We start from the raw sequence: 23,488 nt of genomic DNA, 5'->3' as shown, positions 1-23,488 counted from the left end.
CCGCCCCCGGTTGACTTGGCCAGGCGCCTATCGCACAGGCGCCGAAACCGCCTCAAAGGCGGTCTCAAAGGCGCTGAAGACCTGACGGGCGCCCAGGATGGCGGCTTGGGTTTCCTCGGCGTCGAGGGGCTGATTGTCCAACCAGCGCAGGAAGCTTCGCCACAGGAGGAGGCCCTCCCCATGGGCGAGGTAGGCGTCCGGCGCGGCCGGCTGCGCGGTTGACAGGGCACGGCGAAGGACCGCTCCCCCGAGGCGAGAGCCCTCCAGCACATAGAGCGCGCCCAGGCGCGTTGGACGGGTTGGGAGAGTGGCTTGGGAGGCCGCTAGAGCTGGGCCAAGGCCGAGGGCGGCAAGATCGGCGGCCAGGGCCTGAGCGCGCCTGCGCTGGGGCCAGTCAGGGGGAAGGTCTTCAGGCGGGGCCAGGTCGAGGCTGGCCTCGAACGCGGGGAGCACCGCAGCATGGGCCTGGAGAAAGGCGCCATAATCGGCGGGCCGCGCAAGGTCGAAGGCTGCGCCCAACCGATCGACGCGGTCGTGATCCTGGCGCGTCGCCGCGCGCAGGGTGTTTCTGAGAGTCATGGAAGTCGTCACGGGTCCTGTCGATGTCACAGGACCAACGCGCGGGCGGCGAATGGGTCGCCGCCCGCGGTCGCATCAGACTTAACTAGTCAATCGGGCTCCAGGCCTTGGCGACGCCTTCGCGCTTGGGACCACGAAAGCGATCGCCGCCGCCGCCGGCGGCGCCGGCCTTGGCGGCCTGGGCCGCTGGCTTGGCGCCATCACGACGGGGCTGACCGCCGCCACGGCCTTCGCCGCCACCACGGTTCTGGTCGGGACGACGACCCCGGGTCTGGCGCAGGGCGGCGGGCACGTCATTGCGCGGGTCGCGCGAGCGACCCGAGGCCTGACGGGGTTCCTCCGGCGTGACATCGGCGATGGCCTTGGTCATCAGGGCCAGGCCCTTGTCGTTGCGACGGTCGAAGGACGGGATGGTCTGGCGCGTCACCTTCTGGATGTCGCGGAGCAGGTTACGTTCGTCATCAGCGCAGAACGCGATGGCCGAGCCGTCGGCGCCGGCCCGGGCCGTACGGCCGATCCGGTGGACATAGGCCTCCGGCACGTTGGGCAGCTCGTACTGAACCACATGGCTGACGGCGTCGACATCGATGCCGCGGGCGGCGATGTCGGTGGCCACCAGGGCGCGGATCTTGCCGGCCTTAAAGTCCGCCAGCGCCCGCTCGCGCTGACCCTGGCTCTTGTCGCCATGGATGGCCGAGGCTTCCACGCCACCCTGTTCCAGGCTCTTTGCCACCCGGTCGGCGCCGCGCTTGGTGCGGGTGAAGACGATGACGCGCTTGAAGTCCTTTTCGGCGAACAGCTCGGCCAGCAGGGCGCGCTTGCGCGTCTGTTCGACGAACAGAACCTTCTGGGTGATGCGCTCGACGGTGGTCGCCTGCGGGGTGACCGAGACCTTGAGCGGGTCCTTCAGCAGCTCACCGGCCAGCTTGCCGATTTCGGTCGGCATGGTGGCGGAGAAGAACAGGTTCTGCCGCTGGGCGGGGATGTGCTTCACGATGCGGCGGATGGGCAGGATGAAGCCCATGTCTAGCATCTGGTCGGCTTCGTCGAGCACGAAGGTCTCGACGCCCTGCAGGGTGACGGTCTTTTCGCCCAGATGGTCGATCAGGCGGCCCGGGGTGGCGACGAGTACGTCGACGCCCGGCGCCATGGCGCGCATCTGGCCGCCATACTTCACGCCGCCGAAGATCACGGTGACGGTCAGGCCCAGGTGCTGGCCATAGGTGCGGAAGCTCTCGGCGATCTGGGTGGCCAGCTCGCGGGTCGGCGACAGGACGAGGACCCGGCAGCCGCGACGGGGCGCGGGCTTGGGATCAGCGGCCAGGCGGTGAAGGATCGGCAGGGCGAAGGCGGCGGTCTTGCCGGTGCCGGTCTGGGCGATGCCCAGGATGTCACGGCCGGAGAGCACGCCCGGAATGGCCTTGGCCTGGATCGGGGTCGGGGTCTCATAGCCTTGGTCGGCCAGGGCCTTCAGCAAAGGTTTGGCCAGGCCGAGTTCAGAAAATTGGGTCAAGTGACTTACAGTCTTTCGGAGTGCGCCGAACGCGGCCTCTTGCTCTGCAAGGGTCGCTGGACGCGGGTCAGTTTGGGGAAAGCCCCCGCGTGGCGGGGCGATCTATGCGATCTCTTAGGGCGCTCAACAGGCCGAACCCCCGTTTCAGGAGGCCCTCACGCGGGCTGGAGCACCGATAGCGCCAATCAGGGCGCAATGCACACATCGGCTTTCGCAGGTGCGAAGTCAACCCACAGTCGTCAGCGCCACCTGTGACCGTGGCGAATGTCCAGCCCTGTTGCATTCCTGGTCCAGGGCGGGAATGGAGGGTGTATGAGCGAGAAACCCCTCCTGCTGGTCGCCGCCGCGGCCCTGATCGACACTGATGGCCGGGTGCTGATCTGTCAGCGCCCAGAGGGCAAGCAACTGGCCGGTCTCTGGGAGTTTCCCGGCGGCAAGGTCGAGGCCGGAGAGACTCCGGAAGTCTGCCTGATCCGCGAGCTGGACGAAGAGCTGGGCATTCAGGTCACCAATGCCTGCCTGGCCCCCTTTGTCTTCGCCAGCCACGGTTATGAGTCCTTTCACCTGCTGATGCCACTGTATCTGTGCAGGCGCTGGAGCGGGTTCGTCACCGCGAAAGAACACAAGGCCCTCGCATGGGTGAAGCCAAACGAGCTCCGGAACTATCCGATGCCGCCGGCCGACGCGCCGCTGGTCGCCTGGCTGCGCGATCTGGTCTGAAGCGGTTCGCCAAGGCCGACTCCGGCGCAACAGCCATCGAGTACACCCTGCTGGCGGCCCTGCTCGGCCTTGTCATCATCACCGCCGCCGGCGCCCTGCGCGCCCAGATCTACGACCTGCTGATCAGCGTCGCCGACGCCCTAGGCTGAGGGCTCAATCCTCCTCCCGCGGCAGCGGGTTCTCCTCGACGCCCAAGGCTTCGGCCAGGCGCATCTTGGCTGAGCCGGGCTTCAGGGGTTGTTGCTGGCTGGCGTGGGGCGCCCAGCCGGTGAGGGTGAGGATTTCGAAGGTGGCCGGGATGCGGCCGTCGGCCTCGCCGAACCGTTCCTGATAGAGCTCGAAGGCCCGGGCCAGGACCTGCCGCGTCAGCCCCCGGGGATGACGGTCGGCCAGAGCATTGGTCTCCCCCATCTGGCGCAGGTCGGCCATCAGCTTCAGCGGATGGTCGTAGCGCACGCTCACCCGGTCCACATCGGCCACCGGCAGGGCGAACCCTGCCCGCTGCAACAGGCCCGCGGCGTCGGAGGCATCGGCGAAAGGGGAGACGCGGCTGCCGGCCCCGCCAGTCAGCTCGGCCTCGGCGTCGATCAGCGAGCGGCGCAGTTCGAACAGGGTCGAACCGCCTAAGAAGGCGCCGATGAACAGCCCGTCTGGCCTAAGCGCTCGCCGGATCTGAATCAGGGCGCCGACCACGTCATTGGTCCAGTGCAGGCTGAGCGTGGAGACCACCAGGTCCAGGCTTCCGGGGGCGAAGGGCAGGCGCTCCTCATCGGCCACCAGCCGGGGTCCCGTCCGGCCGGCCAGCATGGCGCCGGAAAAATCGGCTTCGATCACCGCGCCGATGCGTGGCCGCGCGTCGCTTTGCGCCAGGGCTTCGGCGAACGCGCCGCGCCGCGCCGAGAGATCGACGGCCAGGGGGAAGTCGCGCATGATCGCCTCCAGCCGTTCCACGGCGTCCTGGGCGGCGCGCCGGTGGAGGAAGTCGGCCTGGTCGAAACCCGGCGCTGCGCGCGCCAGGCGTCTGCGCACCAGGGCGCGGTCGAAGAGTTTGGGGGGAGCAGGTGACATGAGCCTGCAAGATGGCCTGTCGGGCCTCGTCTGGAAACCAGGGCTGCGGCTGAAATCGGCTGGGCGCGGGCTTCTGGACCTGGTGTTTCCGCCGCTGGCGTTGGATGCGGGGCCAAGACCCCTGTCGCCCGGGCTCTCCACCGAGGCCTGGATGAAGATCACCTTCATCGACGGTCCTGTGTGTGACGGCTGTGGCGCGCCCTTCGAATACGCCCTGGGCCCAGGAGCGCGGTGCGCGGCCTGCGAGGCGCGTCCGCGCGCCTTCGGGCGGGCGAGGGCGGCGTGTCTCTATGACGAGACCTCCCGCGATCCGATCCTGCAGTTCAAGCATGCCGACCGTCAGGACCTGGCGCCGCTGTTCGCGCGCTGGCTGTCGCGGGCGGCCGACGCGCTGGTGGAGGAGGCCGACGCCATGGTCCCGGTTCCTCTGCACCGCGGGCGGTTGTTCTCCCGCCGGTTCAACCAGGCCGCCGAGATCGCCCGGGGCCTGGCCCGCCTGCGGGGCCGCGCCTATCTGCCAGACGCCCTGGTCCGCCGCCGGGCCACCGAAAGCCAGGGCGGGAAGTCTGGCTCAGGGCGCAAACGCAACGTCGCCGGCGCCTTCGCCGTCCCGCCCGGACGGGCCCATCAGGTGGCCGGTCGCAACATCCTGCTGATTGACGACGTTCTGACCACAGGCGCCACAGCCCAAGGCTGCGCGCGGGCCCTGCTCGCCGCAGGCGCAGCACGCGTCGATCTCGCCGTGGTCGCGCGGGTGAAAGCCGCGACCACTCCCTCATGACCTGCGGCCTTACGGCCCAGGTCTGGACATTTCAACCTGGACGCCCCTTATCCCAGCCATGCCAAACGTCACCCTCTATACCAAGCCCTTCTGCCCCTACTGCGTGCGCGCCCTGGCGCTACTGGAGAAGAAGGGCGTCGAGTTCACCGAGATCGAGGCCGCCTTCGATCCTGAGAAACGCCAGGAGATGAACCGGCGCTCGGGTCGGAACACCTTTCCGCAGATCTTCATCGGTGATCGCCATATCGGCGGCTGCGACGAGATGATGGACCTGGAACGGGCCGGCGAGCTCGACGCCCTGCTCGGCCAGGCCTAGGCCGGTCGGTGCTGACCCCATGACCCTGCGCGTCGCCCTCATCCAGACCCGGACCCCGGCCAGCCACGCCGCGGCCCTCGATCACGTCATCCCGCTGATCAGTCGGGCTGCGCAAGGCGGTGCGCGCATGATCCTGACGCCGGAGGGGACGAACATCCTGCAGAAGGATCGCGACCTCCTGGCGCCGCAGCTCACTTCGCTGGAGGCGGACCCGGTGGTCATGGGTCTCCGGGAGGCGGCCAGGCGGCTGCAGGTCAGCCTGCTGATCGGCTCGGCCCTGGTGCGACGCGAGGATGGTCAGGCGGCCAACCGCAGCGCCCTGATCACGCCGCAGGGCGAGATCGCGGCCACCTATGACAAGCTGCACATGTTCGACGTCGATCTGCCCAGCGGCGAGACCGCCCGGGAATCAGCGGTCTATGCGCCGGGCGACCGCGCCGTCATCGCGCGGGCAGAGGGCGCGGTCCTGGGCCTGACCATCTGCTACGACATTCGCTTCCCGGCCCTGCACCGGGCCCTGGCCTTGGCTGGGGCGCAGATCCTGACCGTGCCGGCCGCCTTCACCCGCCCCACCGGCCAGGCCCATTGGGAGGTGCTGCTGCGCGCCCGGGCCATTGAGACCGGCAGCTTCGTCCTGGCGCCGGCGCAGGGCGGCTTCCATGAGGATGGTCGCGGCACCTATGGCCGCAGCCTGGCCATCGCGCCCTGGGGCGAGGTGCTGGGCAAGCTCGACCACGATGAGCCCGGCGTCCTGTTCGCCGACCTGGACCTGACTGAGGTGGCCAAGGCGCGGGCGGCGATTCCGGCCCTGGCCAACGCCCGTGACTTCACCGGCCCGGCGCCCTTGTCATGATCCGCTACGCCCTGGCCTGTGACCACGGCCATGAGTTCGAAGGCTGGTTTCGCGCCTCTGACGATTTTGACGCCCAACAGGCCCAGGGCCTGTTGTCCTGTCCGGTCTGTGGCGCCGTCGAGGTGCGCAAGCAGATCATGGCGCCCGCCGTCGCCGGCACCAAACGCAACACCCCTGATCTCCCGCCTCAGGCCAGGGCCGTGATGATGGAGGCGCTCAGCAAGGTGCGGCGGCACGTCGAAGACAATTTCGACGATGTCGGTGACGCTTTCGCTACGGAGGCCCGGGCGATCCACGAAGGTCGCTCAGAGGAACGGGGCATCTATGGCCAGGCGACCCCGGCCGAGGTGAAGGCCCTGGTGGAGGACGGGGTTCCCGTGGCGCCCCTGCCGCCGGACCCGCCCAAGAAGACCGAGGTCAACTGAGCGGATCACAGGGCCGGTACAGGCCTAGAAGGTCTTGCGTAGGCCCAGCGACAGGATGGCGCCTTCGCCGTTCACGTCGCCCCGCAGGCGGGTGACCGTCTGCGCGGGCGTGCCTTCATAGAAGGTGGTGTCGTGATTGATCCGGCTCTCGTCAAAGGTGATGTAGGACACCGCCGCATCCATCTGCAGGCTGTCGGTCAGCCGGGCCGTGGCGCCGACGCCATAGAGCCAGCGGTCGCCGTCCGGCACCCGGGCGGTGCGCAGATCGTCGGGCGTGGGCGTGGGGTCGTACTGCGCCCCGGCCCGCAGGGTCAGGCGGGGATTGACCATGTAGTCCACGCCAACGCCGCCGGTGGTCACGTCCTTGTAGCGCTGCGGCAGGGTCTGGTTGACCGCCGTCGAGGTCACCTCGATGGTGTCGAATTCGCTCCAACCGATGCGATTGACCTGGGCGTTCAGGGCCAGCCGTTCTGTCGCCTGCCAGCGGGCGCCGAGGGTGGCGATCCACGGGGTCGAGAAGACGGCCGATCCGGCTGTGTCAGTGTTGAACGGTGCGAGCGGACCCCCGAGGCCGACCAAGCGGACGTCCCCTTCCAGGTCATGCTCGATGGCCGAGCGATAGCTGGCTCCGAAGGTCAGGGCGTCGAAATGCGCCTGGGCGCCCACGGACCAGCCGAAGTCCCAACCATCGCCTTTCAGTTGCGACACCCCATCGGGCGCGCCGGGCGCCAGATTTGGATAGGCGGTCGACAGAGTCGCCCGGGTGTACTGGGCGCTGACGCCGGCGCCGAGATCGAGCCAGTCGGTGACCTGCATGGCGCCGGTCAGCTGGACGTCGGCGGTGGTCAGGCCTGACTCGAGCCCGTCATAGCGGGCCCAGGCGTTGTCGCGGTATTCGGTGGTGAAGTTGTAGGGCGCGGCCACAGAGAGCCCCAGGGCGAAGCGGTCGCCCACGGGGGTGGCGATGGCGAAGTTCGGGGCGACCCCGCTCTGGATGGGATTGAAGGCCCGGGGTTCGCCGCCGACCGGCGCGGTGACGCCGCCCGGATAGGTGATGGTCGAACCATCATTGTTCACCTGGGCGTCGACGAAGATGGCGTGGGCGCCCACATAAACCTCTCGCGGCGATCGGGCGATCGCGGCGGGGTTCCACCAGAGGGAGGCCACTCCCGTATCGGCGGTCTCGCCCGTGAAGGCGCGGCCAGCGCCGCGAACCGACTGCTCCTGCAGATAAAAACCGCCAGCCGCCGCTGGGCTGGCCAGCCCCGTCGCGCCCGCCAGCGCCAACACCAGAGCCTTTTTCATGTGCCTATCTCCACGCCACTCAGAATTCAGAACGGCGCCGACGGCCCCGTTGAAGGGTGGGGAAGGCGGGGGGCGCGGATTGGTTTCCCGAACGGCAGGCAAGAAAGGCGGGCGGCTCGCTTGTGTGGCCGAAGTGTCACACCTACATCTGGTGCCGACGGGGATTGCGCTTGCTCAAGGCAGGACCTCGTCAGTCCGCCTAACGAGGGGATGCCATGAACATCGACGTTTATTCTGATCGCGCCAAACAGGCGATCCAGTCGGCCCAGAGCCTCGCGCTCGCCCGCCGGCACCAGCAGCTCGCGCCCATCCACCTGCTCAAGGTCCTGCTTGAGGAAAAGGACGGGCTGTCCCGCGCCCTGATCCAGAGCGCTGGCGGTCGTCCCGACGAGGCCGACGCCGCCGTCGAGGCCGCTCTGGCCAAACGGGCCAAGGTCGAGGGCGGCTCAGGCCAGCTCTACATGGCGCCCGAGAGCGCCCGGGTGTTCGCCAAGGCCGAGGCCGACGCCAAGACCGCCGGCGACGCCTTCGTCACCACCGAGCGACTGCTGCTGGCCATCGCCGCCGAAGGGGGCGAGGCCGCTGAGGCGCTGAAGAGCGCCGGCGCCAAGGCCAGCGGCCTGGAGAGCGCCGCCACCGATGTCCGCAAGGGCCGCACCGCCGACTCGGCATCGGCCGAGGAGGGCTATGACGCCCTGAAGCGCTATGCCCGCGACCTGACCCAGGCCGCCCGGGACCAGAAGCTCGATCCCGTCATCGGCCGGGACGAGGAGATCCGCCGCACCATCCAGGTGCTGTCGCGGCGCACCAAGAACAATCCCGTGCTGATCGGCGAGCCCGGCGTCGGCAAGACCGCCATCGTCGAGGGCCTGGCCCTGCGCATCGTCAATGGTGACGTGCCTGAAAGCCTGAAGGACAAGAAGCTACTGTCCCTCGACATGGGCTCCCTGATCGCTGGGGCCAAGTATCGCGGGGAGTTCGAGGAACGACTGAAGGCCGTCCTGAATGAGGTGACCGCCGCCGAGGGCTCGATCATCCTGTTCATCGACGAGATGCACACCCTGGTGGGCGCCGGTAAATCCGAGGGGGCGATGGACGCCTCCAACCTGCTCAAACCCGCCCTGGCTCGGGGCGAACTGCACTGCGTCGGCGCCACCACGCTTGATGAGTATCGCAAGCATGTGGAGAAGGACGCCGCGCTCGCCCGGCGCTTTCAGCCTGTGTTCGTCTCCGAGCCGACGGTGGAAGACACCATCTCCATCCTGCGCGGCCTGAAGGAGAAGTACGAGGTCCACCACGGGGTGCGGATTTCCGACAGCGCCATTGTCGCCGCCGCCACCCTCTCCAACCGCTACATCGCCGACCGATTCCTGCCCGACAAGGCCATCGACCTGGTGGACGAGGCGGCGAGCCGGGTGCGCATGGCCGTGGACTCCAAGCCCGAGGAGCTGGACGAGATCGACCGCCGGATCGTCCAGCTGAAGATCGAGCGCGAGGCCCTGACCCGGGAAACCGACGCCGCCTCCAAGGCGCGCCTGGAAAAGCTGGAGGACGAGCTGGTCGAGCTGGAGGCGGAGTCCGCCGGCATGACCGGCCGCTGGAAGGCGGAAAAGGACAAGCTGAGCTCGGCCGCCCAGATCCGCGAGGCCCTGGACCGCCTGCGCGCCGAACTGGTCGCCGCCCAGCGTCGGGGCGACCTGCAGCGGGCCTCGGAAATCGCCTATGGGGAAATTCCGCCCCTGGAGCGGAGCCTGGCCCAGGCCGAGACGGCGGCGGCCGAGGAGCCTGTCAGCCCCGAGGTGGTCGACGCCGAGCAGATCGCCGCGGTGGTCAGCCGCTGGACAGGGGTGCCCGTCGACAAGATGCTGGAGGGCGAGCGCGAAAAGCTGCTGTCCATGGAGGACTATCTGCGCGGCCGGGTGGTCGGCCAGGAGGAGGCGCTCGCCGCCGTCTCCGACGCTGTGCGCCGCGCCCGCGCGGGCCTGCAGGACCCTAACCGCCCCATCGGCTCCTTCCTGTTCCTCGGCCCGACGGGTGTGGGCAAGACCGAGCTGACCAAGGCGCTGGCCGAATTCATGTTCGATGACGAACAGGCCATCACCCGCCTGGACATGAGCGAGTACATGGAGAAGCACTCGGTCAGCCGTATGATCGGCGCGCCTCCGGGCTATGTCGGCTACGACGAGGGGGGCGCCCTGACCGAGGCGATCCGCCGCCGGCCCTATCAGGTGCTTCTGTTCGACGAGGTCGAGAAGGCCCATCCGGACGTCTTCAACATCCTGCTGCAGGTGTTGGACGATGGGCGGCTGACCGATGGCCAGGGCCGCACGATCGACTTCCGCAACACCCTGATCATCATGACCTCGAACATGGGCTCGGAGTTCCTGGCCGCCCAGGCCGAGGGCGAGCCCGTGGAGGCGGTCCGGCCGATGGTCATGGAGGTGGTTCGTAGTCACTTCCGGCCCGAACTGCTCAACCGGATCGACGAGATCATCCTCTTCAAGCGGCTGGGCCGGGCGGAGATGGACAACATCGTCGGCATCCAGTTGCATCGGGTCGAAAAGATGCTGGCCGACCGCCGCATGGCGCTCTCCCTCGACGCCTCCGCCATGACCTGGCTGGGGGACAAGGGCTATGACCCGGTCTATGGAGCCCGGCCGCTGAAGCGGGTGATCCAGAAGGCGCTGATCGATCCCATCGCCCGCAAGCTGCTGGCCGGCGATCTGGAGGACGGCGCCGTGATTGATGTTCAGGCCAGCGACGACGGCCTGGTGATCGGCCGCGCTCAGGTCCACTGAGGCCCTGGCGTCCTGTTGGAGACCCACGCCCTTCCTGTTCGCAGGGAGGGCGTTTCTCGCTCAGCGCTCCGCCTGGGCCAGACGCCTTGCGGCGTAGACATCGGCGAGGGTGAGACCGAGCAGGACGCCGTAGAACAGGGCCAGACCCTGCCACTCCCGCCGGTTAGAGGGCCGCGCCTTGAGCAGTACAGCGACCTGGCCTGCGATGTTCAGCCCATGGGCGACCAGCCAGCGCTTGTCGCCGCCGTCGAGCAACAGGCCCGCGCCGGCCGACATTTCACGGAGTCCCAGGGTGCGCACCATCGAGGCCTCGCCCAGGCCGGTGCGGCCGGCGATGGCCGCCGGGCGTGCGGTCTTGATCAGCCCAATGGCGAGGCTCGCCAGGCCAAGCGCATAGATGGTGGGGCGGGCGGCGGTGGGGGTTTTAGGAAGCGAGGCCATGGTTCAGAAAGGACGACGCCCGCCGCCGGGTTCCAGCGACGGGCGAAATCCAGGCTCACGCCTGCGTCAGAGGGCCTACAAATCGATGGGGCTAATCCGGCCGCCGCGGGTGACCACCCGGCGCATGATGGCCACGCTTTCGCCAGCCCCGGCCGAGGGCCGCGCCACCGTGATGACGAACCAGGCCCCGTCAGGCAGGTTGGAGAAGCTGAACCGATCAGCCGCATCGCAGGTGCTGCGTCGGACAAAGGATGAGTAGTCGTCATTGGGCGCTGAGGGCGTACGGGCGCGCACCTCGTCGGCGGGCAGGGCCGCAGCTTCGGGCGAGGAATAGAGGATGCTCATCCGTCGCCGGGTCCAGGGCGTCTCCGGCGTCAGCACCACCCCAGCCCCTGAACAGGTGTAGCGGGTCGCACCTTGGCGGTAGGTCAACCGCCCATCGATGGTGTTGCGACCGGGCACCGCCGACCAGGAGAAGTCCTCCTGACGGAAGACGGTGGGCGAGGGGGCTCCCATGCCAGGGGGCGGAGGGGGCGGGCCCATGGTGGGGGCGCAGGCCGTGGCCAGGGCGAGCGTGGCGGAGATCGCCATGATGTGGAGCTTGGACATGAGGCGACCATAATTAAGGACTGTGACAGAAGCCAACCTTTGATGCGTCACGCCGCCGCAGTCTGGTCTAGTCATCGCCCCCAGGGCGTCCCCGGGCGACCTTCACCGCGCCCCTGCGGGTCTTGCTCTCAAGGCGGCGCTTCTTCGAGGCCAGGGTGGGCCGGGTCTTCTTCCTCGGCGGCGGCGGCGGCTCGGCGGCCTTTCGGATCAGCTCCAGGAGCCGGTCATGGGCGTCGGCGCGGTTGCGCTCCTGGGTTCGGAACCGCTCGGCCAGCAGGACCAGGACGCCCTCCTGGGTCAGCCTGCGCCCAGCCAACCGGGCGAGCCGGGCGCGCACGGGCTCGGGCAGGGTCGGCGAATTCCAGACATCGAAGCGCAACTCCACGGCGGTGGAGACCTTGTTGACGTTCTGCCCCCCGGGCCCAGAAGCGCGGACGAAGCGCAGGGCGATTTCGTCCTCATCAATGGCCAGGGTCTCATTGATCTTCAGCATCGCCCTCGAGCCGGGTGAACAGCAGTTTGTCGATCCGACGGTCGTCCATGTCGACGAATTCAATGCGGTAGCGGCGAATGATGGCGGTCTCGCCCTCGGTTGGTATCCGACCCAGGCGGTGAAGCACCAAGCCCGCAGCGGTGTGGAAGCCCTCGGTTTCCTCATAGCTTTCGCCCAGGCGGTCGCCGAGATCCATGAGATCGGCGCGGCCATCCACCAGAAACGAGCCGTCCGCCCGCTCCAGAATCATCGGTGCGGCTGCGTCGTGATCTTCGGGAAAATCGCCAGCGATCATCTCTAGCAGGTCGATCGGGGTGATCACGCCCTCCAGGTTGCCAAATTCGTCCACCACGAAGGCCATATGGGTGGTGGTCTTCTTGAACTGCTCAAGAGCCCGGAGAATGGAGGTCGTGTCGGGGATGAAGAGCGGGGTATGGACCAACGGCTCCAGGTCGAAAGCCGCGTCGTCTATCAGCAGGTCCGCCACATCCTTCTTGTGCAGTACGCCGAGGGGATCATCGATGTCCTGCCCCCGGCTGACTACGATGCGCGAATAGGGGCAGTTGCGCACATCCTCGCGGATCTTGGCCGGCGTGTCGGCCAGGGAAATCCAGTAGACTTCACGCCGTGGCGTCATGGCCGCGCGAACCGGCCGGTCTCCCAGACGCATGACCTCGGTCATGATCCGTTGTTCGGCGGGCTCGATCAAACCTGCGCGGGCGCCTTCGGCCAGGGCCATTTCCACGTCCTCATGGCTCATGGCCTCACCCTGGGCGTCCCTCACCCCCATCAGTCTGAGCACCCCGGCGGTGGAGGTGGTCAGTAGGGTGATGAACGGTCCCATGGCCACCGCCAGCCAGGTCAGTGGCCGGGCCGCCAAGGAGGCCATGGTCTCCGGAAAGATGAGGGCCAGCCGCTTTGGCACCAGTTCGCCGACGATGAGCGACAGGTAGGTCAGGGTGATGACCACGAGCGCTGTCGACAGGGCTTCGGAATAGGGGGCCAGGGGGCCGAAGGTCTCAAGGACCAGGTCTAGCTCGGCGGCGATCGTGGCTTGGCCGAACGCGCCAGCCAGGATTCCGATCAGGGTGATGCCTACCTGGACCGACGACAGGAACCGCGTGGGATGGTCAGCCAGGCGCAAGGCGGCGGCGGCGCCCTTGTCCCCACGGTCGGCCCGACCCTGCAGCTTGCCCCGCCGTGCGGAAACGACGGCCAGTTCGGACATGGCGAAGAGGCCGTTGAGCACCAGAAGGAGCAGCACGGCGACGATTGAGATGAGCAGCATTGACCTGAAAGGGGTGAGCGCGAAGCGGTTCGATGTCGCTGCGTCAGCTTAGGGCCTTCGCAGCCTCACGCTAGGCGCCAAATTGCTAGGCCTCGGGCTTGCAGGCCGGGCAGAGGCCGCGGGCCTCCAGGGTCACGGTCCGCACCGCATAGCCAGCCGCCTCGGCGGCGGCGAACTGCGGGGCGAAGTCCGGTTCGAACTCCTCCGCCGTCCCGCAGCACTCACAGATCAGGAAGGCCGCCCGATGGCTGCTCCCTTCCATCCGGCAGGGGACATAGGAATTCAGGCTCTCGATGCGGTGAGCGAAGCCCAGGCGCTCGAGGAAGTCGAGCGCGCGATAGACGGTGGGCGGCTTGGCGGGCTCACCGTCCTGTCCATAGGCGGCGATCAGGTCATAGGCCTTCATGGGACCATCAGCCTCGAGCAACAGCTCCAGAACCCGGCGGCGCGGCGGTGTCAGGCGCTCCCGGGTGCGCTCGCACTTGTTGGCCGCCGCCGCGACGGCGTCGGCCAGGGCCAGGCCTTCAAGACCAGGCTGCGCGCTTTCGGGGTGGTGACAATCGACTCCCATGCAGACCAGCTAATCATCTCCGAATTTATGCGCAACCGGCTTGACGCCTGGTTATGTTATTTCATAACGCTGAGGCTTGGTTTCTAAGAACAGGTCGTCGTCATGCGCAAATCCCTTCTCCTCGCCTCCGCAGGCCTGCTGGTCGCGGCGGGCCCGGCCATGAGCCAGACCTCGGCGCGGGGCAATGAGGTGTCCGAAGTGGTGGTGACGGCGGCGCCCTATGCGTTGTCTCTCGACTCGGTGACCACCAGCGTCGACGTCCTGACCCGGGACGACCTGGATACCGCCACAGCCGGCGGTCTGGGGGAGGCGCTCAGCGATCTGCCCGGAGTGCGGTCAAGCTTCTTTGGCCCCGGCGCCAGCCGGCCGGTAATCCGGGGCCTGGCGGGCCCCCGGGTGCTGGTCCTGACCAACGGGGTCGGCATGGTGGACGCCAGCGCTCTGTCGCCCGACCATCAGGTGGCCGTCGATCCCCAGGAGGCGCGGCGGATCGAGGTGCTGAGGGGGCCTGCGGCTCTGGCCTATGGCGGCTCGGCGATCGGCGGGGTCGTCAATGTCATCGACGACCGGATTTCAGAGACCCCCGTGGAGGGGATCGAAGGTCGCGTCATGGGGGCGATCTCCAGCGTCGACACCGGCGAAATGGCCTCAGGCGCGCTGAAGGCCGGGGTCGGCCCGTGGGTGTTCAGCCTCGACGCCCTGCGTCGCCAGACCGAGGACTATGACGTGCCGGTCCCGGCTGAATCGCGCCGCCAGCTGGCTGCCGATGGCGAAGAGTTTCTGGGTCGGCAGGCGAGCACCGTCGAAAACACCGCCGTCACCCTGGAATCATACGGCGCCGGGCTTTCCTATGTCGGTCAGCGCGGCTTCCTGGGCCTGTCGGTTAAACAGACTGACAGCCGCTACGGCGTCCCGGGGCACGCTCATGAGGATGATCATGATGACCACGACGACGACCACGACGACGACGGTCACGACGATGATCATGATGGGCATGAGGAAGAAGGCGTCCGCATCGAGCTGAAGCAGACGCGCTATGACCTGCGAGGCGGGCTGGACCTGGCGCTCGGCCCCTTCGAGCGGCTGCGCGTCTCCGGCGGCTATGCCGACTATGAGCATGTGGAAATTGAGGACGGCGCGCCGGCGACCCGCTTCCTGTCCGAGGGCTGGGAAGGCCGGCTGGAGCTGGTCCAGGCCGAACGCGACGGCTGGCAAGGCGCGGTGGGCCTGCAGGCCCTGACCCGTGATTTCGACGCCCAGGGCGAGGAAGCCTATGTGCCGGCCGTGGAGATCAACGAGGCGGGCGTCTTCACCCTGCAGCGCCTGGATCGTGACACCTGGGGTCTTGAGGGCGGCCTGCGTTTCGACCGACGCACCCTGGAGACCGCCGCGCAAAAGGCGGAGTTCGACAATGTTTCGGCCAGCCTCGGCGCCTTCATGCGACCGGCGCAGGGCTGGTATGCCGGCGTGAGCCTGTCGCGCACCGCCCGGGCCCCCACCGAGGCTGAGCTGTTCGCCGACGGCGCCCATATCGCCACCCGCGCCTACGAGGTGGGGAATGCGAATCTGGACTCCGAGATCTCCTACGCCCTGGACGCGACCCTGCACTATGACGGCGGCCCCTGGGACGCTGACCTGCACGCCTTCGCCGTGCGCTATGAGGGGTTTATCGACCTGCGACCCACCGGCGCGGAGGATCCCGAAAGCGATCTCGCGATCTTCACCTACCGCCAGACCGACGCCGAGTTCTGGGGCGGGGAGGTCGAAGTGGCTTATCGCCTCTGGCAGGATGGGGCGCGCAGCTTCACCCTGGAAGGCGCGGCTGACTATGTCCGCGGCGACACTGACCTGGGCGCGCCGGCCCGCATTCCGCCCTGGTCGGCCGCGGGCCGAGCGATTTTCGCCACCAGCTGGTGGACCGGCAAGCTGGAGCTTCGCCAAGTGGGGGAACAGACCCGGGTGACGGAGGGCGAGCTGCCCACGGACGGCTATCGCTTGCTGAACGCCTCGGTGGTGGTTCGCCCGACCGACGGGTTCAAGATTTTCCTGGAAGGCCGCAATCTGAACGACGCCGAGGCCCGGGAACACGCCTCCTTCCTCAAGGACCTCGCGCCCCTTCCGGGCCGCAGCTTCCGGCTCGGGGTGGGCTACACCTTCTGAGGCCAGCGCCTCAGCCCAGACGAAAGAACCCCGGAAGCCTGGCTTCCGGGGTTCTTCATGTCAGGACGGTGAGGGGCGCTCAGGCCTCTTCGGTCTCGCTGGCTGTGGGCGCTGCGCCTTCGCCGCCTTCGAAGCTGCGCGGGGCGCGGCGGCGGCGGGGCTTGCGGGCGGGCTCTTCGCCCTCGGTCTTGGCGGGCTCGGGGCTGCGGGCCTGGAGGAAGGCCGGCGCCTCGCTGGCGCCGCCCTCGGAGTCACGCAGCATGGGGCCGTCGGGGGCCGGCGTAGAGGCCGGCGCGCCCAGGGGCGTGGCCTGCGGCTCGACAACGGCCAGGGGATCGCGCTCGGGCCGTTGTTCGCCGCGCTCGCTGCGCTCCCTGCGCTCGTCGCGTTCGCGCCAGCGGTCGCGCCGAGGGGGCCGATTCTCGTCCCGACGGGCTTCGTCGCGGCGACCTTCGTCCCGCCGCGGTTCGTCCCGGCGTACTTCATCCCGACGAGGTTCCTCGCGGCGAGCCTCGTCCCGGTCGCGACCGTTGCGGGCCTCGCCCTCAGGCTCAGCCTCGCCTTCCGGCGGGTCGGAGGCATAGGGCAGGCCCTGGCCGCTCTCGTCCTCAAAATCGATGTCCAGACCCGAGCTCACCTGATCGCGGCCCAGAATTTCGCTGGGTGAGCGCTGGGGCTGCATGGCCCGCAGCAGGCGGAAATAGTGTTCGGCGTGCTGGAGGTAGTTCTCGGCCAGCACCCGGTCGCTGGACGACGCGGCGTCGCGGGCGAGCTGCTGGTACTTTTCGAACACATGCTGGGCGTTGCCCCGCACCTTTACGCCGTCGGGGCCGTTCGAATCGAAGGCGCGGTTCGCGTTGTGCTGCTGGGGTTTGTTCCCGCCGCCTCCGCGATTGCGCCCGCGCTGACGCTTCATGCCCTTGAAATCTCTCATATTCGGTAACCGTCTTGCGCCGCGTCCTGGGCTAAACCTTCAGGACGTGCGGCTGCGTGAGCCTCATCTCGGGATCGGGCCTTGGCCCAAGTTTCCGTGTTGAAGACGTAAATTATCCCCGTCATCCGCCCGGACCTGGGAGCGCGCGTCGCAACGCGGCGCTTGCCGGCTTGGCCGATGTCCCGATTGCCGGGATCCAGGCCTGTTTCACCGGCGATTTGGGTGGAGACAATTAGGGATGTAGCGGCTCAGGCCGGAGTTTCCAAGGCTCTTTTTTCGCCGAGCACAACCCGGTCCAGTCCCGCCAGGTCCTGCTGGGTCGTCACGCCCAGGGCCCCAGCCTCGCGGAACAGGGTCTCGACCGAGGTCTTCTGATCATAACCAATCTCGACCGCGAACCGTCCGCCGGGTTTGAGCACCCTCAGGATCTCCGGCGCCAGGCGGCGATAGGCGTCCAGGCCGTCGGGGCCCCCGTCCAGGGCCAGTCGCGGCTCGTGCACCCGCACCTCCGGCTCCAGGGTCTCGATCACCTCTGAGGCGATGTAGGGGGGGTTGGCGGTGACGATGTCGAAACTGGCGTCCGACAGGCCGTGCGCCCAGTCGCCCCTCAGGAGGGCGCAGCGGCTGGCGAGGCCGAGATGGGCGGCGTTGTCCCGGGCCACCGCCAGGGCGTCCTCGGAAACGTCGACCCCCAGCCCCCGGGCGTTGGCGCGCTCCGCCAGGATGGCCAGCAGGATGGCGCCCGAGCCGACACCGAGGTCGAGGATCGACAGGCGGTCATGCTCTCCCGTGGCCTTCAGGACGGCGTCCACCACGCATTCGGTGTCTGGCCGCGGCGTCAGCACATCCGGCGTCACCTGCAGCATGATCTTCCAGAACCCCTTGCGCCCCAGGATGTGGCTGACCGGCTCCCGCCGGGAACGGCGGGTAAGATAGTCCTCCAGCCGCGTCTCCTGCTCCGGCGTCAACAGGCGGTGGGGATCGGTGACAATATCCAGCCGCGTGGCGTCGGCGGCGGCCTCCACCAGCAGGCGGGCGTCGATCACCGGCCCAGACAGGCCGACGGCTTCAAGGCGGGCCTTGGCCTGTCCCCAGGCCTTCAAGAGGGTCAGGCTCATGCCTTGGCTTCCTTCGCAGCAGAGCGGGGGGCGTCTTCAGCCTCAGGCTGGCTGCAGGCGTCGCCGGGGCTGAGCGCACCCTCCCGGGTGACGTGGACATAGACGCCGCAGAACATGTGGCCGTAGTGCTCGAACAGGGCCTTGGTGATCTCCATGTCGCGCGCGCCTGTGACCAGATCCACATCGGGGGCGGCGCATCGCACGATGGGCTTGAACACCTGGGCCTGCGCCCACCCGATCATCATGGGGGCGCCGGCCCACTGGTTTTCGGCCCAGGCCGGCCAGCCCTCCACATAGATGTTGGCGCGAAACCGCAGGGGATCGATTTCCCGACCGAGTTTCTGTTCCAGGTCGCGGACACTGGCGAGGTTGACGATGGAGACGTCGCCGCGGGGATGGTCCATGAATCGGTGGCCGGGCGCTTGCACGACCCGAAGCGGCCCTCGAGCCTCCTCGCCCAGCAGCCGCGACAGCCAGCTGGCGAAGGCCTGGCGCCCAGCCTCTTCCCCGAGAGAGGCGGTCAGGTCTGGCAGACCCGGAGCGCTGGCGCTCAGCGTCTGGCTGTCCTCGTCGTAGCGCGTCGTGGCCCGCGCCACCTGGGGCAGGGCGGCCAGCACCGCGAACTTCTGCTTGGGCACGAAGGCCGGCGCGGCCGGATCAAAGCCTGATGGGCCGGTCTCCACCGCATAGAGACGATCGCAGGGGAAGGGCGCGCCGGCCTGCAGCTGGGCGCGCGCCAGGGGCTCAGGGGTGAATCCCTTGACGGGATGGCGATAGAGGGCTGCAATGTGTCCGGCCATGGTCCTCTGTTGCCGCAAGGCGTGCGCCCTCACAAGGGGAACGGCGTGGCTTGCTAGGGGTTTGACCTGAGACCCATGCCCGCCGACTCCTCCCCCCCACCGAAAGGCTCCCGTGGCCCCGCGCTTTTACGGCGCGGCCTTGCGGTCGCCCCCTGGCTGTTGCTGGCGGGCATGACGGCCTGGCGCCGTCGCAAGCCGCCGGAGCCGCCCCCCGGCATGAGCCGTTCAGGGGGATCAGACCCCATCCAGATCGCCGCCGAGGAGCCGGGCAGGGGACGGCTGGCGGGCCATCCGACACAAATCCCGCTCCATGGCTGGAAGGATGTGGTCTGGCGCACCGTCGCCGAAATCAATCGTGATCAGCTCCCACGCGTGGCGGCCGGGGTCACCTTCTACACCCTGCTCGCCATCGTCCCGGCCCTGGCGGTGTTTGTCTCCCTCTATGGCCTGGTCGCCGACATTGGCCAGGTGCAGTCCCAACTGGCGCAGATGTCGCGGGTCATACCCGGGGATGTCCTGGAGATCATCGGCGACCAGATGCGCCGCCTCGCGGTGGAGCGGAAGGCCAACCTCAGTCTCGCCTTCGCCTTCAGCCTGCTGGTCTCGGTGTGGACCGCCAGCAACGCCGTCCGCGCCCTCGTGGAGGGGGTGAACATCGCCTATGACGAGCAGGAGAAGCGCAACATCGTGCAGCTGATGGCGATCACCTATGCCGCCACCTTCGGCGCCCTGACTTTTCTGATCCTGGTCACCGGCCTGCTGGTGGCCATGCCCATCGCCATGACGCTGCTGGGACTTGGCGGGTTCGCGGCGGTGTGGATTCCGCTCAGATGGGCCGTGCTGCTGGCTGTCGCCGCCGGCGCCTTCACCCTGCTGTACCGCTATGGCCCGTGCCGGGCTAGGGCGCGCTGGCGCTGGGTGATTCCGGGGGGTGTCTTCGCCGCCGTGGTGTGGCTCGGCGGATCGCTGATCTTCTCCTGGTTCCTGAACAATGTCGCCCGCTACGACGTGACCTATGGCTCCCTGGGCGCGGTGATCGGCTTCATGATGTGGATCTGGATCTCATCCATGATCGTCCTGATCGGCGCGGAGCTGAACGCCGAGATTGAGCACCAGACAGCCCTGGATTCCACGACCGGTCCCGAAGCCCCCCTGGGAGAGCGCGGCGCCACCATGGCCGATACGGTGGGCAAGGCCTTGACCACCACCCTGGCAGACGCGATCGGCCGCGTTCGCCAGGGCGCAGGCGGCTTCGTCACCCGGCTGCGGCGCCGGGGCTAGGGGTCTAGTTGAACTCGTCTTCCAGAGCCGCCAGGCGGCCGGCCTGGTCCTCGGCGATGAGGGGTTCGATCACATCGTCCAGGCCCTCGCCCTCGATGATCTTCGGCAGGTTATAGAGGGTCAGGTTGATCCGGTGGTCGGTGACCCGGCCTTGCGGAAAATTGTAGGTGCGGATGCGCTCGGAGCGGTCGCCAGACCCCACCTGGGATTTGCGGGCGTCGGCGCGGGCGGTGTCCAGCGCCTCACGCTGCTGATCATAGAGCCTGGCCTTCAGCACCTTCAGCGCCCGGGCCCGGTTCTGGTGCTGCGACTTTTCAGACGAGGTCACCACGATGCCACTGGGCAGGTGGGTGATGCGGACCGCGGAGTCGGTCTTGTTCACGTGCTGCCCGCCGGAGCCTGAGGCGCGGTAGGTGTCGATCCGCAGGTCGGCGTCGTTGATCTCGATCTCGACGTCTTCGACCTCAGGCAGCACCGCCACGGTGGCGGCCGAGGTGTGGATGCGCCCGCCGGCCTCGGTCTCAGGCACCCGCTGCACCCGGTGGACGCCGCTCTCAAATTTCAGCCGGCCAAACACCCCGTCGCCGGTGATGGCGGCGATGATCTCCTTGTAGCCGCCAACCTCGCCCTCGGAGACCGAGTCGATCTCCACCCGCCAGCCGCGGGTCTGGGCGTAGCGCTGGTACATCCGAAACAGGTCGCCGGCGAACAGGGCGGCTTCATCGCCACCGGTGCCGGCCCTGACCTCGAGAATCGCCGAGGCGTTCTCGTCCTTGTCCTTGGGCGCCAGCAACAGGGCCACCTGATGCTCCAGCTCCGGCAGACGGGCGTTGAGCTCGGCCAGCTCCTCCCGGGCCAGACCCGCCATCTCCCGGTCGGCCGCAGCGGCCATCTGCTCCAGGTCGGGCGCCTCGGCTCGGGCTTTCACCAGGGTCTGCACGGCCTCGGCGACGGGGCGCAGCTCGGCATGCTCCTTGGACAGGCGAACGATCTCCGCGCCATCCGCAGCCGCGCCCATCCGCGCCTCGATCTCATGGTAGCGGTCGAGCACCTGGTCGAGCCTGGCCTGGGGAAGTCGCACGATCTTGAAGCACCTGATGGACGAAGAGCGCCTATCTAGCGTCGGCGGCGGCCGCCGACAAATGACGAACCACTCGCCCCGTGTTCCAGGCTGCAATGTCGTGTGGTCGAGCTTGCCCCCTGCGCGGGCGGCCCTGGCGCCCGAGGGGCTGGGCTTGCAGGCGACGACTCGCGTCGGCCAAGTCCTTGATGAACGCTCTGACGGCCGTGCTGCGTGCGGACGGTCGCAGCTGAAAAGCGGTCGGCGGCTGCGCGCACGCAGCCGCCTTCCCGGCAGTATTGCTGCGCCTCGCCTTAGGCGCGGACGCCGCTCATCGGCGCCGAGCCGAAGGCGCCCAGCTTCACATTGCCGCTCATGGTGTCGCCGGCGACCGTGGCTTCGAACTCCAGGGTCATGGGCATGGGCGAGGTGATCTGGGTGGACCAGCTCAGGGTGTCGCCATTGACCTTACCTTCGACGGACTGCGTGCCCATCTGGCCCGAGGTCGTGCCGGTGAAGGTGTCGCCATTGGTGGTGATGGCGGCGTCGACCGTCTGCGCCCCCATCGGTGTGTTGATCGTGATCTTCCAGTTGCCGTCCGCGGACATGATGTCCTCCCCGTTTCGTTGAGGGGCCACCTAATCAAGTGGCGGAGGGGCGCGCAAGCGTGACGCTGACGTCACCTTTGGCCTCGTCTGCGCTCTCTCCCAGGGAGATGCCGCCCTGGCGCAGGCGCGCCAGCATGGAGATCAGGCGGCGGTAGGTCTCGTTGGCGTCCGAAAGCATTTCCGGCCGTGTGAAGATCGCCGAGGGAACCACCAGACCCCCCGGGCGACGCTCCAGCAGCCCTGTCCCAACCAGGGCCTCCACATAGGGGTCCTGAACCTGTCGGGGCATGCACAGATGGGCGGCGAGGTCTGCTTCGCTGATTGGTCGGCGTTGGCTGTCAGGCGGGATGTCGTGAAGGGCGGCGTAGCGGTCTGTGGTGGCCCGAAGATGGCTCGTATTGGCTGTCCAAACGCCGGTGAAGACCAATAGGGAGATGATGTCGCCCCCGTGGAGCCGCGCCATCGCGCTCAGCAGATCGATGAACTCATAGGCCAGAATTCGGCTTGTCAGGCGTCGGTTGTCCGTGGGCGCCGTCATGAAAAGCTACTCGAAAGGGGGCACGCCTCGCCCGGTTTACTCTGCGGCGGCCAGGGCCGCGGTTTCCGCCGCCGCCAGTTCCGCCGCGCGGGCCTCCACCAGCTCGACGATGTGGTCGACCATGTGCTCGTTGTCCATCTTATGGTCGGGCTTGCCGGCCATATAGACCATGCCTGACCCCTTGCCGCCGCCGGTGAAGCCAAGGTCGGTCATCAGGGCTTCGCCGGGTCCGTTCACCACGCAGCCAATAATCGACAGGCTCATGGGCGTGGAGATGTGGGCCAGGCGTTCCTCCAGGGCCTCCACCGTCTTGATGACGTTGAAGCCCTGTCGGGCGCAGGAGGGGCAGGCGATGATATTGACGCCCCGGTGGCGCAGGCCCAACGACTTCAGCATGTCGAAGCCGACCTTGACCTCTTCCACAGGGTCGGCGGCCAGGCTGACCCGGATGGTGTCGCCAATGCCGGCCCAGAGCAGGGAGCCCATGCCGATGGCGGACTTGACCGTGCCGGTGCGAAGCGCGCCGGCCTCGGTGACGCCCAGGTGCAATGGGCAGTCGATGGCCTCGGCCAGCATCTGGTAGGCGGCCACCGTCATGAAGACGTCCGACGCCTTCACGCTGATCTTGAACTCGTGGAAGTCGTGGTCCTGCAGGATGCGGGCGTGGCTGAGCGCGCTCTCGACCATGGCCTGCGGGCAGGGCTCGCCATAGCGTTCCAGCAGTTCCCGCTCCAGGGAGCCGGCGTTGACGCCGATGCGGATCGAACAGCCATGGTCCTTGGCCGCCTGGATCACCTCGCGCACGCGGTCTGGGGAGCCGATATTGCCGGGATTGATGCGCAGACAGGCCGCTCCGGCCTTGGCGGCCTCGATGCCCCGCCGGTAGTGGAAGTGGATGTCGGCCACCAGGGGGACCTTGACCGCCTTGGCGATGGTCGCAAACGCCGCGGTGGAGTCTTCATCTGGGCAGGACACGCGGACAATGTCAGCGCCAGCCTCTTCGAGCTGGCGGATCTGGTCGATGGTCGCCCCGGCGTCCGACGTCAGGGTGTTGGTCATCGATTGGACCGTGATCGGGGCGTCACCCCCCACCTCGACGGCGCCCACGCGGATCTTGCGGCTGACCCGTCGTTCGATAGTGCGCCAGGGGCGGAGATGGGTGTGATCGTGCTGGGTCATGACGCCGTGGAAAATAGCGCCTCGCGGCGGAATTCCCAAGGGCCCAGACA

General features: G+C 68.1%; 25 protein-coding genes. 9 read left to right on the top strand and 16 right to left on the bottom strand.

Features of this window, described 5'->3' with window-relative positions; translation table 11 throughout:
• Nucleotides 1–27: 27 nt before the first annotated feature.
• Nucleotides 28–579: a biliverdin-producing heme oxygenase gene (locus Q8K84_RS14910; protein WP_305283500.1), complete on the bottom strand. Its 552-nt coding sequence runs from the start codon at nt 577–579 to the stop codon at nt 28–30.
• A gap of 85 nt (nt 580–664) precedes the next feature.
• Entirely contained in the window at nt 665–2,092 is a 1,428-nt protein-coding gene (locus Q8K84_RS14905) for a DEAD/DEAH box helicase (protein WP_305283499.1), read from the bottom strand.
• A gap of 312 nt (nt 2,093–2,404) precedes the next feature.
• On the opposite strand from Q8K84_RS14905, the gene mutT reads away from it, so the two are divergent.
• Entirely contained in the window at nt 2,405–2,812 is a 408-nt protein-coding gene (mutT, locus tag Q8K84_RS14900) for an 8-oxo-dGTP diphosphatase MutT (RefSeq protein ID WP_305283498.1), read from the top strand.
• Nucleotides 2,728–2,961: a Flp family type IVb pilin gene (locus Q8K84_RS14895; protein WP_305283497.1), complete on the top strand. Its 234-nt coding sequence runs from the start codon at nt 2,728–2,730 to the stop codon at nt 2,959–2,961. Before mutT ends, Q8K84_RS14895 begins: the two co-directional genes overlap by 85 nt.
• Nucleotides 2,962–2,965: 4 nt before the next feature.
• On the opposite strand, the gene Q8K84_RS14890 is transcribed toward Q8K84_RS14895, so the two are convergent.
• On the bottom strand, nt 2,966–3,880 hold the full coding sequence (locus Q8K84_RS14890; RefSeq protein ID WP_305283495.1) for a methyltransferase domain-containing protein: 915 nt from the start codon (nt 3,878–3,880) through the stop codon (nt 2,966–2,968).
• Here Q8K84_RS14890 and Q8K84_RS14885 point away from each other — a divergent pair.
• The 4 genes from Q8K84_RS14885 to Q8K84_RS14870 are packed head-to-tail and all read left to right on the top strand — an operon-like array spanning nt 3,879 to nt 6,255.
• Nucleotides 3,879–4,661 (top strand): ComF family protein, encoded by a 783-nt coding sequence (locus Q8K84_RS14885; protein WP_305283494.1) that lies wholly within the window; start codon nt 3,879–3,881, stop codon nt 4,659–4,661. The genes Q8K84_RS14890 and Q8K84_RS14885 overlap by 2 nt on opposite strands.
• Before the next feature lie 58 nt (nt 4,662–4,719).
• Nucleotides 4,720–4,977, top strand: a complete 258-nt coding sequence (grxC, locus tag Q8K84_RS14880; RefSeq protein WP_305283493.1) for a glutaredoxin 3 — start codon at nt 4,720–4,722, stop codon at nt 4,975–4,977.
• A gap of 19 nt (nt 4,978–4,996) precedes the next feature.
• Entirely contained in the window at nt 4,997–5,830 is an 834-nt protein-coding gene (locus Q8K84_RS14875; protein WP_305283492.1) for a carbon-nitrogen hydrolase family protein, read from the top strand.
• Nucleotides 5,827–6,255: a DUF1178 family protein gene (locus tag Q8K84_RS14870; RefSeq protein ID WP_305283491.1), complete on the top strand. Its 429-nt coding sequence runs from the start codon at nt 5,827–5,829 to the stop codon at nt 6,253–6,255. The genes Q8K84_RS14875 and Q8K84_RS14870 overlap by 4 nt, the downstream gene beginning before the upstream one ends.
• Before the next feature lie 24 nt (nt 6,256–6,279).
• On the opposite strand, the gene Q8K84_RS14865 is transcribed toward Q8K84_RS14870, so the two are convergent.
• Nucleotides 6,280–7,560, bottom strand: coding sequence for an OmpP1/FadL family transporter (locus Q8K84_RS14865; RefSeq protein WP_305283490.1), 1,281 nt, complete (start codon nt 7,558–7,560; stop codon nt 6,280–6,282).
• A gap of 215 nt (nt 7,561–7,775) precedes the next feature.
• Here Q8K84_RS14865 and clpB point away from each other — a divergent pair, with 215 nt between their 5' ends.
• Entirely contained in the window at nt 7,776–10,358 is a 2,583-nt protein-coding gene (clpB, locus tag Q8K84_RS14860) for an ATP-dependent chaperone ClpB (RefSeq protein ID WP_305283489.1), read from the top strand.
• A gap of 60 nt (nt 10,359–10,418) precedes the next feature.
• Here the strand turns inward: clpB and Q8K84_RS14855 are convergent, their stop codons facing one another.
• From Q8K84_RS14855 to Q8K84_RS14835, 5 genes are all read right to left on the bottom strand, one after another.
• The gene (locus tag Q8K84_RS14855; protein ID WP_305283488.1) at nt 10,419–10,799 is read right to left on the bottom strand and encodes a hypothetical protein; all 381 of its coding nucleotides are present in this window, start codon (nt 10,797–10,799) and stop codon (nt 10,419–10,421) included.
• A gap of 75 nt (nt 10,800–10,874) precedes the next feature.
• Entirely contained in the window at nt 10,875–11,408 is a 534-nt protein-coding gene (locus tag Q8K84_RS14850) for a hypothetical protein (RefSeq protein ID WP_305283487.1), read from the bottom strand.
• Between the two features lie 67 nt (nt 11,409–11,475).
• Nucleotides 11,476–11,901, bottom strand: coding sequence for an alternative ribosome rescue aminoacyl-tRNA hydrolase ArfB (gene arfB, locus Q8K84_RS14845; protein WP_305283485.1), 426 nt, complete (start codon nt 11,899–11,901; stop codon nt 11,476–11,478).
• Nucleotides 11,885–13,189, bottom strand: a complete 1,305-nt coding sequence (locus Q8K84_RS14840; protein WP_305283484.1) for a hemolysin family protein — start codon at nt 13,187–13,189, stop codon at nt 11,885–11,887. Before Q8K84_RS14840 ends, arfB begins: the two co-directional genes overlap by 17 nt.
• Before the next feature lie 85 nt (nt 13,190–13,274).
• Complete coding sequence (locus Q8K84_RS14835) at nt 13,275–13,760, bottom strand: Fur family transcriptional regulator (protein WP_305283483.1); 486 nt, start codon at nt 13,758–13,760, stop codon at nt 13,275–13,277.
• Nucleotides 13,761–13,862: 102 nt separating this feature from the next.
• Between Q8K84_RS14835 and Q8K84_RS14830 the strand changes: the two genes are divergently transcribed.
• Complete coding sequence (locus Q8K84_RS14830; RefSeq protein ID WP_305283482.1) at nt 13,863–15,920, top strand: TonB-dependent receptor; 2,058 nt, start codon at nt 13,863–13,865, stop codon at nt 15,918–15,920.
• Nucleotides 15,921–15,999: 79 nt separating this feature from the next.
• Here the strand turns inward: Q8K84_RS14830 and Q8K84_RS14825 are convergent, their stop codons facing one another.
• From Q8K84_RS14825 to Q8K84_RS14815, 3 genes are all read right to left on the bottom strand, one after another.
• Nucleotides 16,000–16,836 carry a DUF4167 domain-containing protein gene (locus Q8K84_RS14825; RefSeq protein WP_370867874.1) on the bottom strand — a complete coding sequence of 279 codons (837 nt, stop codon included), beginning with the start codon at nt 16,834–16,836 and terminating at the stop codon, nt 16,000–16,002.
• 266 nt (nt 16,837–17,102) lie between these two features.
• Nucleotides 17,103–17,972 (bottom strand): peptide chain release factor N(5)-glutamine methyltransferase, encoded by an 870-nt coding sequence (gene prmC / locus Q8K84_RS14820; protein ID WP_305283480.1) that lies wholly within the window; start codon nt 17,970–17,972, stop codon nt 17,103–17,105.
• Entirely contained in the window at nt 17,969–18,772 is an 804-nt protein-coding gene (locus Q8K84_RS14815) for an MOSC domain-containing protein (protein WP_305283479.1), read from the bottom strand. Before Q8K84_RS14815 ends, prmC begins: the two co-directional genes overlap by 4 nt.
• A 216-nt stretch (nt 18,773–18,988) precedes the next feature.
• On the opposite strand from Q8K84_RS14815, the gene Q8K84_RS14810 reads away from it, so the two are divergent.
• Nucleotides 18,989–20,053 (top strand): YihY/virulence factor BrkB family protein, encoded by a 1,065-nt coding sequence (locus tag Q8K84_RS14810; RefSeq protein ID WP_305283478.1) that lies wholly within the window; start codon nt 18,989–18,991, stop codon nt 20,051–20,053.
• A gap of 4 nt (nt 20,054–20,057) precedes the next feature.
• On the opposite strand, the gene prfA is transcribed toward Q8K84_RS14810, so the two are convergent.
• The 4 genes from prfA to ispG form a co-directional block, all read right to left on the bottom strand.
• The gene (gene prfA / locus Q8K84_RS14805) at nt 20,058–21,134 is read right to left on the bottom strand and encodes a peptide chain release factor 1 (protein ID WP_305283477.1); all 1,077 of its coding nucleotides are present in this window, start codon (nt 21,132–21,134) and stop codon (nt 20,058–20,060) included.
• A 293-nt stretch (nt 21,135–21,427) separates the two neighbouring features.
• Nucleotides 21,428–21,721: a hypothetical protein gene (locus Q8K84_RS14800; protein WP_305283475.1), complete on the bottom strand. Its 294-nt coding sequence runs from the start codon at nt 21,719–21,721 to the stop codon at nt 21,428–21,430.
• 34 nt (nt 21,722–21,755) lie between these two features.
• A complete protein-coding gene (locus Q8K84_RS14795; protein WP_305283474.1) occupies nt 21,756–22,259 on the bottom strand; it encodes a hypothetical protein in 504 nt (167 codons plus the stop codon).
• Between the two features lie 36 nt (nt 22,260–22,295).
• A complete protein-coding gene (gene ispG, locus Q8K84_RS14790; protein WP_305283473.1) occupies nt 22,296–23,438 on the bottom strand; it encodes a flavodoxin-dependent (E)-4-hydroxy-3-methylbut-2-enyl-diphosphate synthase in 1,143 nt (380 codons plus the stop codon).
• Nucleotides 23,439–23,488: the final 50 nt, after the last annotated feature.

It is taken from the genome of Phenylobacterium sp. (genome assembly GCF_030679875.1).
In the GTDB taxonomy this organism is placed as follows: domain Bacteria; phylum Pseudomonadota; class Alphaproteobacteria; order Caulobacterales; family Caulobacteraceae; genus Phenylobacterium.
The sequence above is the reverse complement of the archived record's forward strand: the minus strand, read 5'-3'. Positions and strand labels throughout refer to the sequence as shown.

Excerpts from the sequence above, each read along its gene's own strand:
- ispG (WP_305283473.1), bottom strand. The coding sequence starts at position 23,438 with ATGACCCAGCACGATCACACCCATCTCCGCCCCTGGCGCACTATCGAA.
- Q8K84_RS14825 (WP_370867874.1), bottom strand. The coding sequence starts at position 16,836 with ATGAAGCGTCAGCGCGGGCGCAATCGCGGAGGCGGCGGGAACAAACCC.
- Q8K84_RS14830 (WP_305283482.1), top strand. The coding sequence starts at position 13,863 with ATGCGCAAATCCCTTCTCCTCGCCTCCGCAGGCCTGCTGGTCGCGGCG.
- mutT (WP_305283498.1), top strand. The coding sequence starts at position 2,405 with ATGAGCGAGAAACCCCTCCTGCTGGTCGCCGCCGCGGCCCTGATCGAC.
- Q8K84_RS14850 (WP_305283487.1), bottom strand. The coding sequence starts at position 11,408 with ATGTCCAAGCTCCACATCATGGCGATCTCCGCCACGCTCGCCCTGGCC.
- Q8K84_RS14910 (WP_305283500.1), bottom strand. The coding sequence starts at position 579 with ATGACTCTCAGAAACACCCTGCGCGCGGCGACGCGCCAGGATCACGAC.
- arfB (WP_305283485.1), bottom strand. The coding sequence starts at position 11,901 with ATGCTGAAGATCAATGAGACCCTGGCCATTGATGAGGACGAAATCGCC.
- Q8K84_RS14810 (WP_305283478.1), top strand. The coding sequence starts at position 18,989 with ATGAGCCGTTCAGGGGGATCAGACCCCATCCAGATCGCCGCCGAGGAG.
- Q8K84_RS14890 (WP_305283495.1), bottom strand. The coding sequence starts at position 3,880 with ATGTCACCTGCTCCCCCCAAACTCTTCGACCGCGCCCTGGTGCGCAGA.
- Q8K84_RS14815 (WP_305283479.1), bottom strand. The coding sequence starts at position 18,772 with ATGGCCGGACACATTGCAGCCCTCTATCGCCATCCCGTCAAGGGATTC.
- Q8K84_RS14835 (WP_305283483.1), bottom strand. The coding sequence starts at position 13,760 with ATGGGAGTCGATTGTCACCACCCCGAAAGCGCGCAGCCTGGTCTTGAA.
- Q8K84_RS14885 (WP_305283494.1), top strand. The coding sequence starts at position 3,879 with ATGAGCCTGCAAGATGGCCTGTCGGGCCTCGTCTGGAAACCAGGGCTG.
- Q8K84_RS14895 (WP_305283497.1), top strand. The coding sequence starts at position 2,728 with ATGGGTGAAGCCAAACGAGCTCCGGAACTATCCGATGCCGCCGGCCGA.
- clpB (WP_305283489.1), top strand. The coding sequence starts at position 7,776 with ATGAACATCGACGTTTATTCTGATCGCGCCAAACAGGCGATCCAGTCG.
- Q8K84_RS14865 (WP_305283490.1), bottom strand. The coding sequence starts at position 7,560 with ATGAAAAAGGCTCTGGTGTTGGCGCTGGCGGGCGCGACGGGGCTGGCC.
- Q8K84_RS14800 (WP_305283475.1), bottom strand. The coding sequence starts at position 21,721 with ATGTCCGCGGACGGCAACTGGAAGATCACGATCAACACACCGATGGGG.
- Q8K84_RS14840 (WP_305283484.1), bottom strand. The coding sequence starts at position 13,189 with ATGCTGCTCATCTCAATCGTCGCCGTGCTGCTCCTTCTGGTGCTCAAC.
- prmC (WP_305283480.1), bottom strand. The coding sequence starts at position 17,972 with ATGAGCCTGACCCTCTTGAAGGCCTGGGGACAGGCCAAGGCCCGCCTT.
- Q8K84_RS14855 (WP_305283488.1), bottom strand. The coding sequence starts at position 10,799 with ATGGCCTCGCTTCCTAAAACCCCCACCGCCGCCCGCCCCACCATCTAT.
- Q8K84_RS14795 (WP_305283474.1), bottom strand. The coding sequence starts at position 22,259 with ATGACGGCGCCCACGGACAACCGACGCCTGACAAGCCGAATTCTGGCC.
- grxC (WP_305283493.1), top strand. The coding sequence starts at position 4,720 with ATGCCAAACGTCACCCTCTATACCAAGCCCTTCTGCCCCTACTGCGTG.
- Q8K84_RS14870 (WP_305283491.1), top strand. The coding sequence starts at position 5,827 with ATGATCCGCTACGCCCTGGCCTGTGACCACGGCCATGAGTTCGAAGGC.
- Q8K84_RS14875 (WP_305283492.1), top strand. The coding sequence starts at position 4,997 with ATGACCCTGCGCGTCGCCCTCATCCAGACCCGGACCCCGGCCAGCCAC.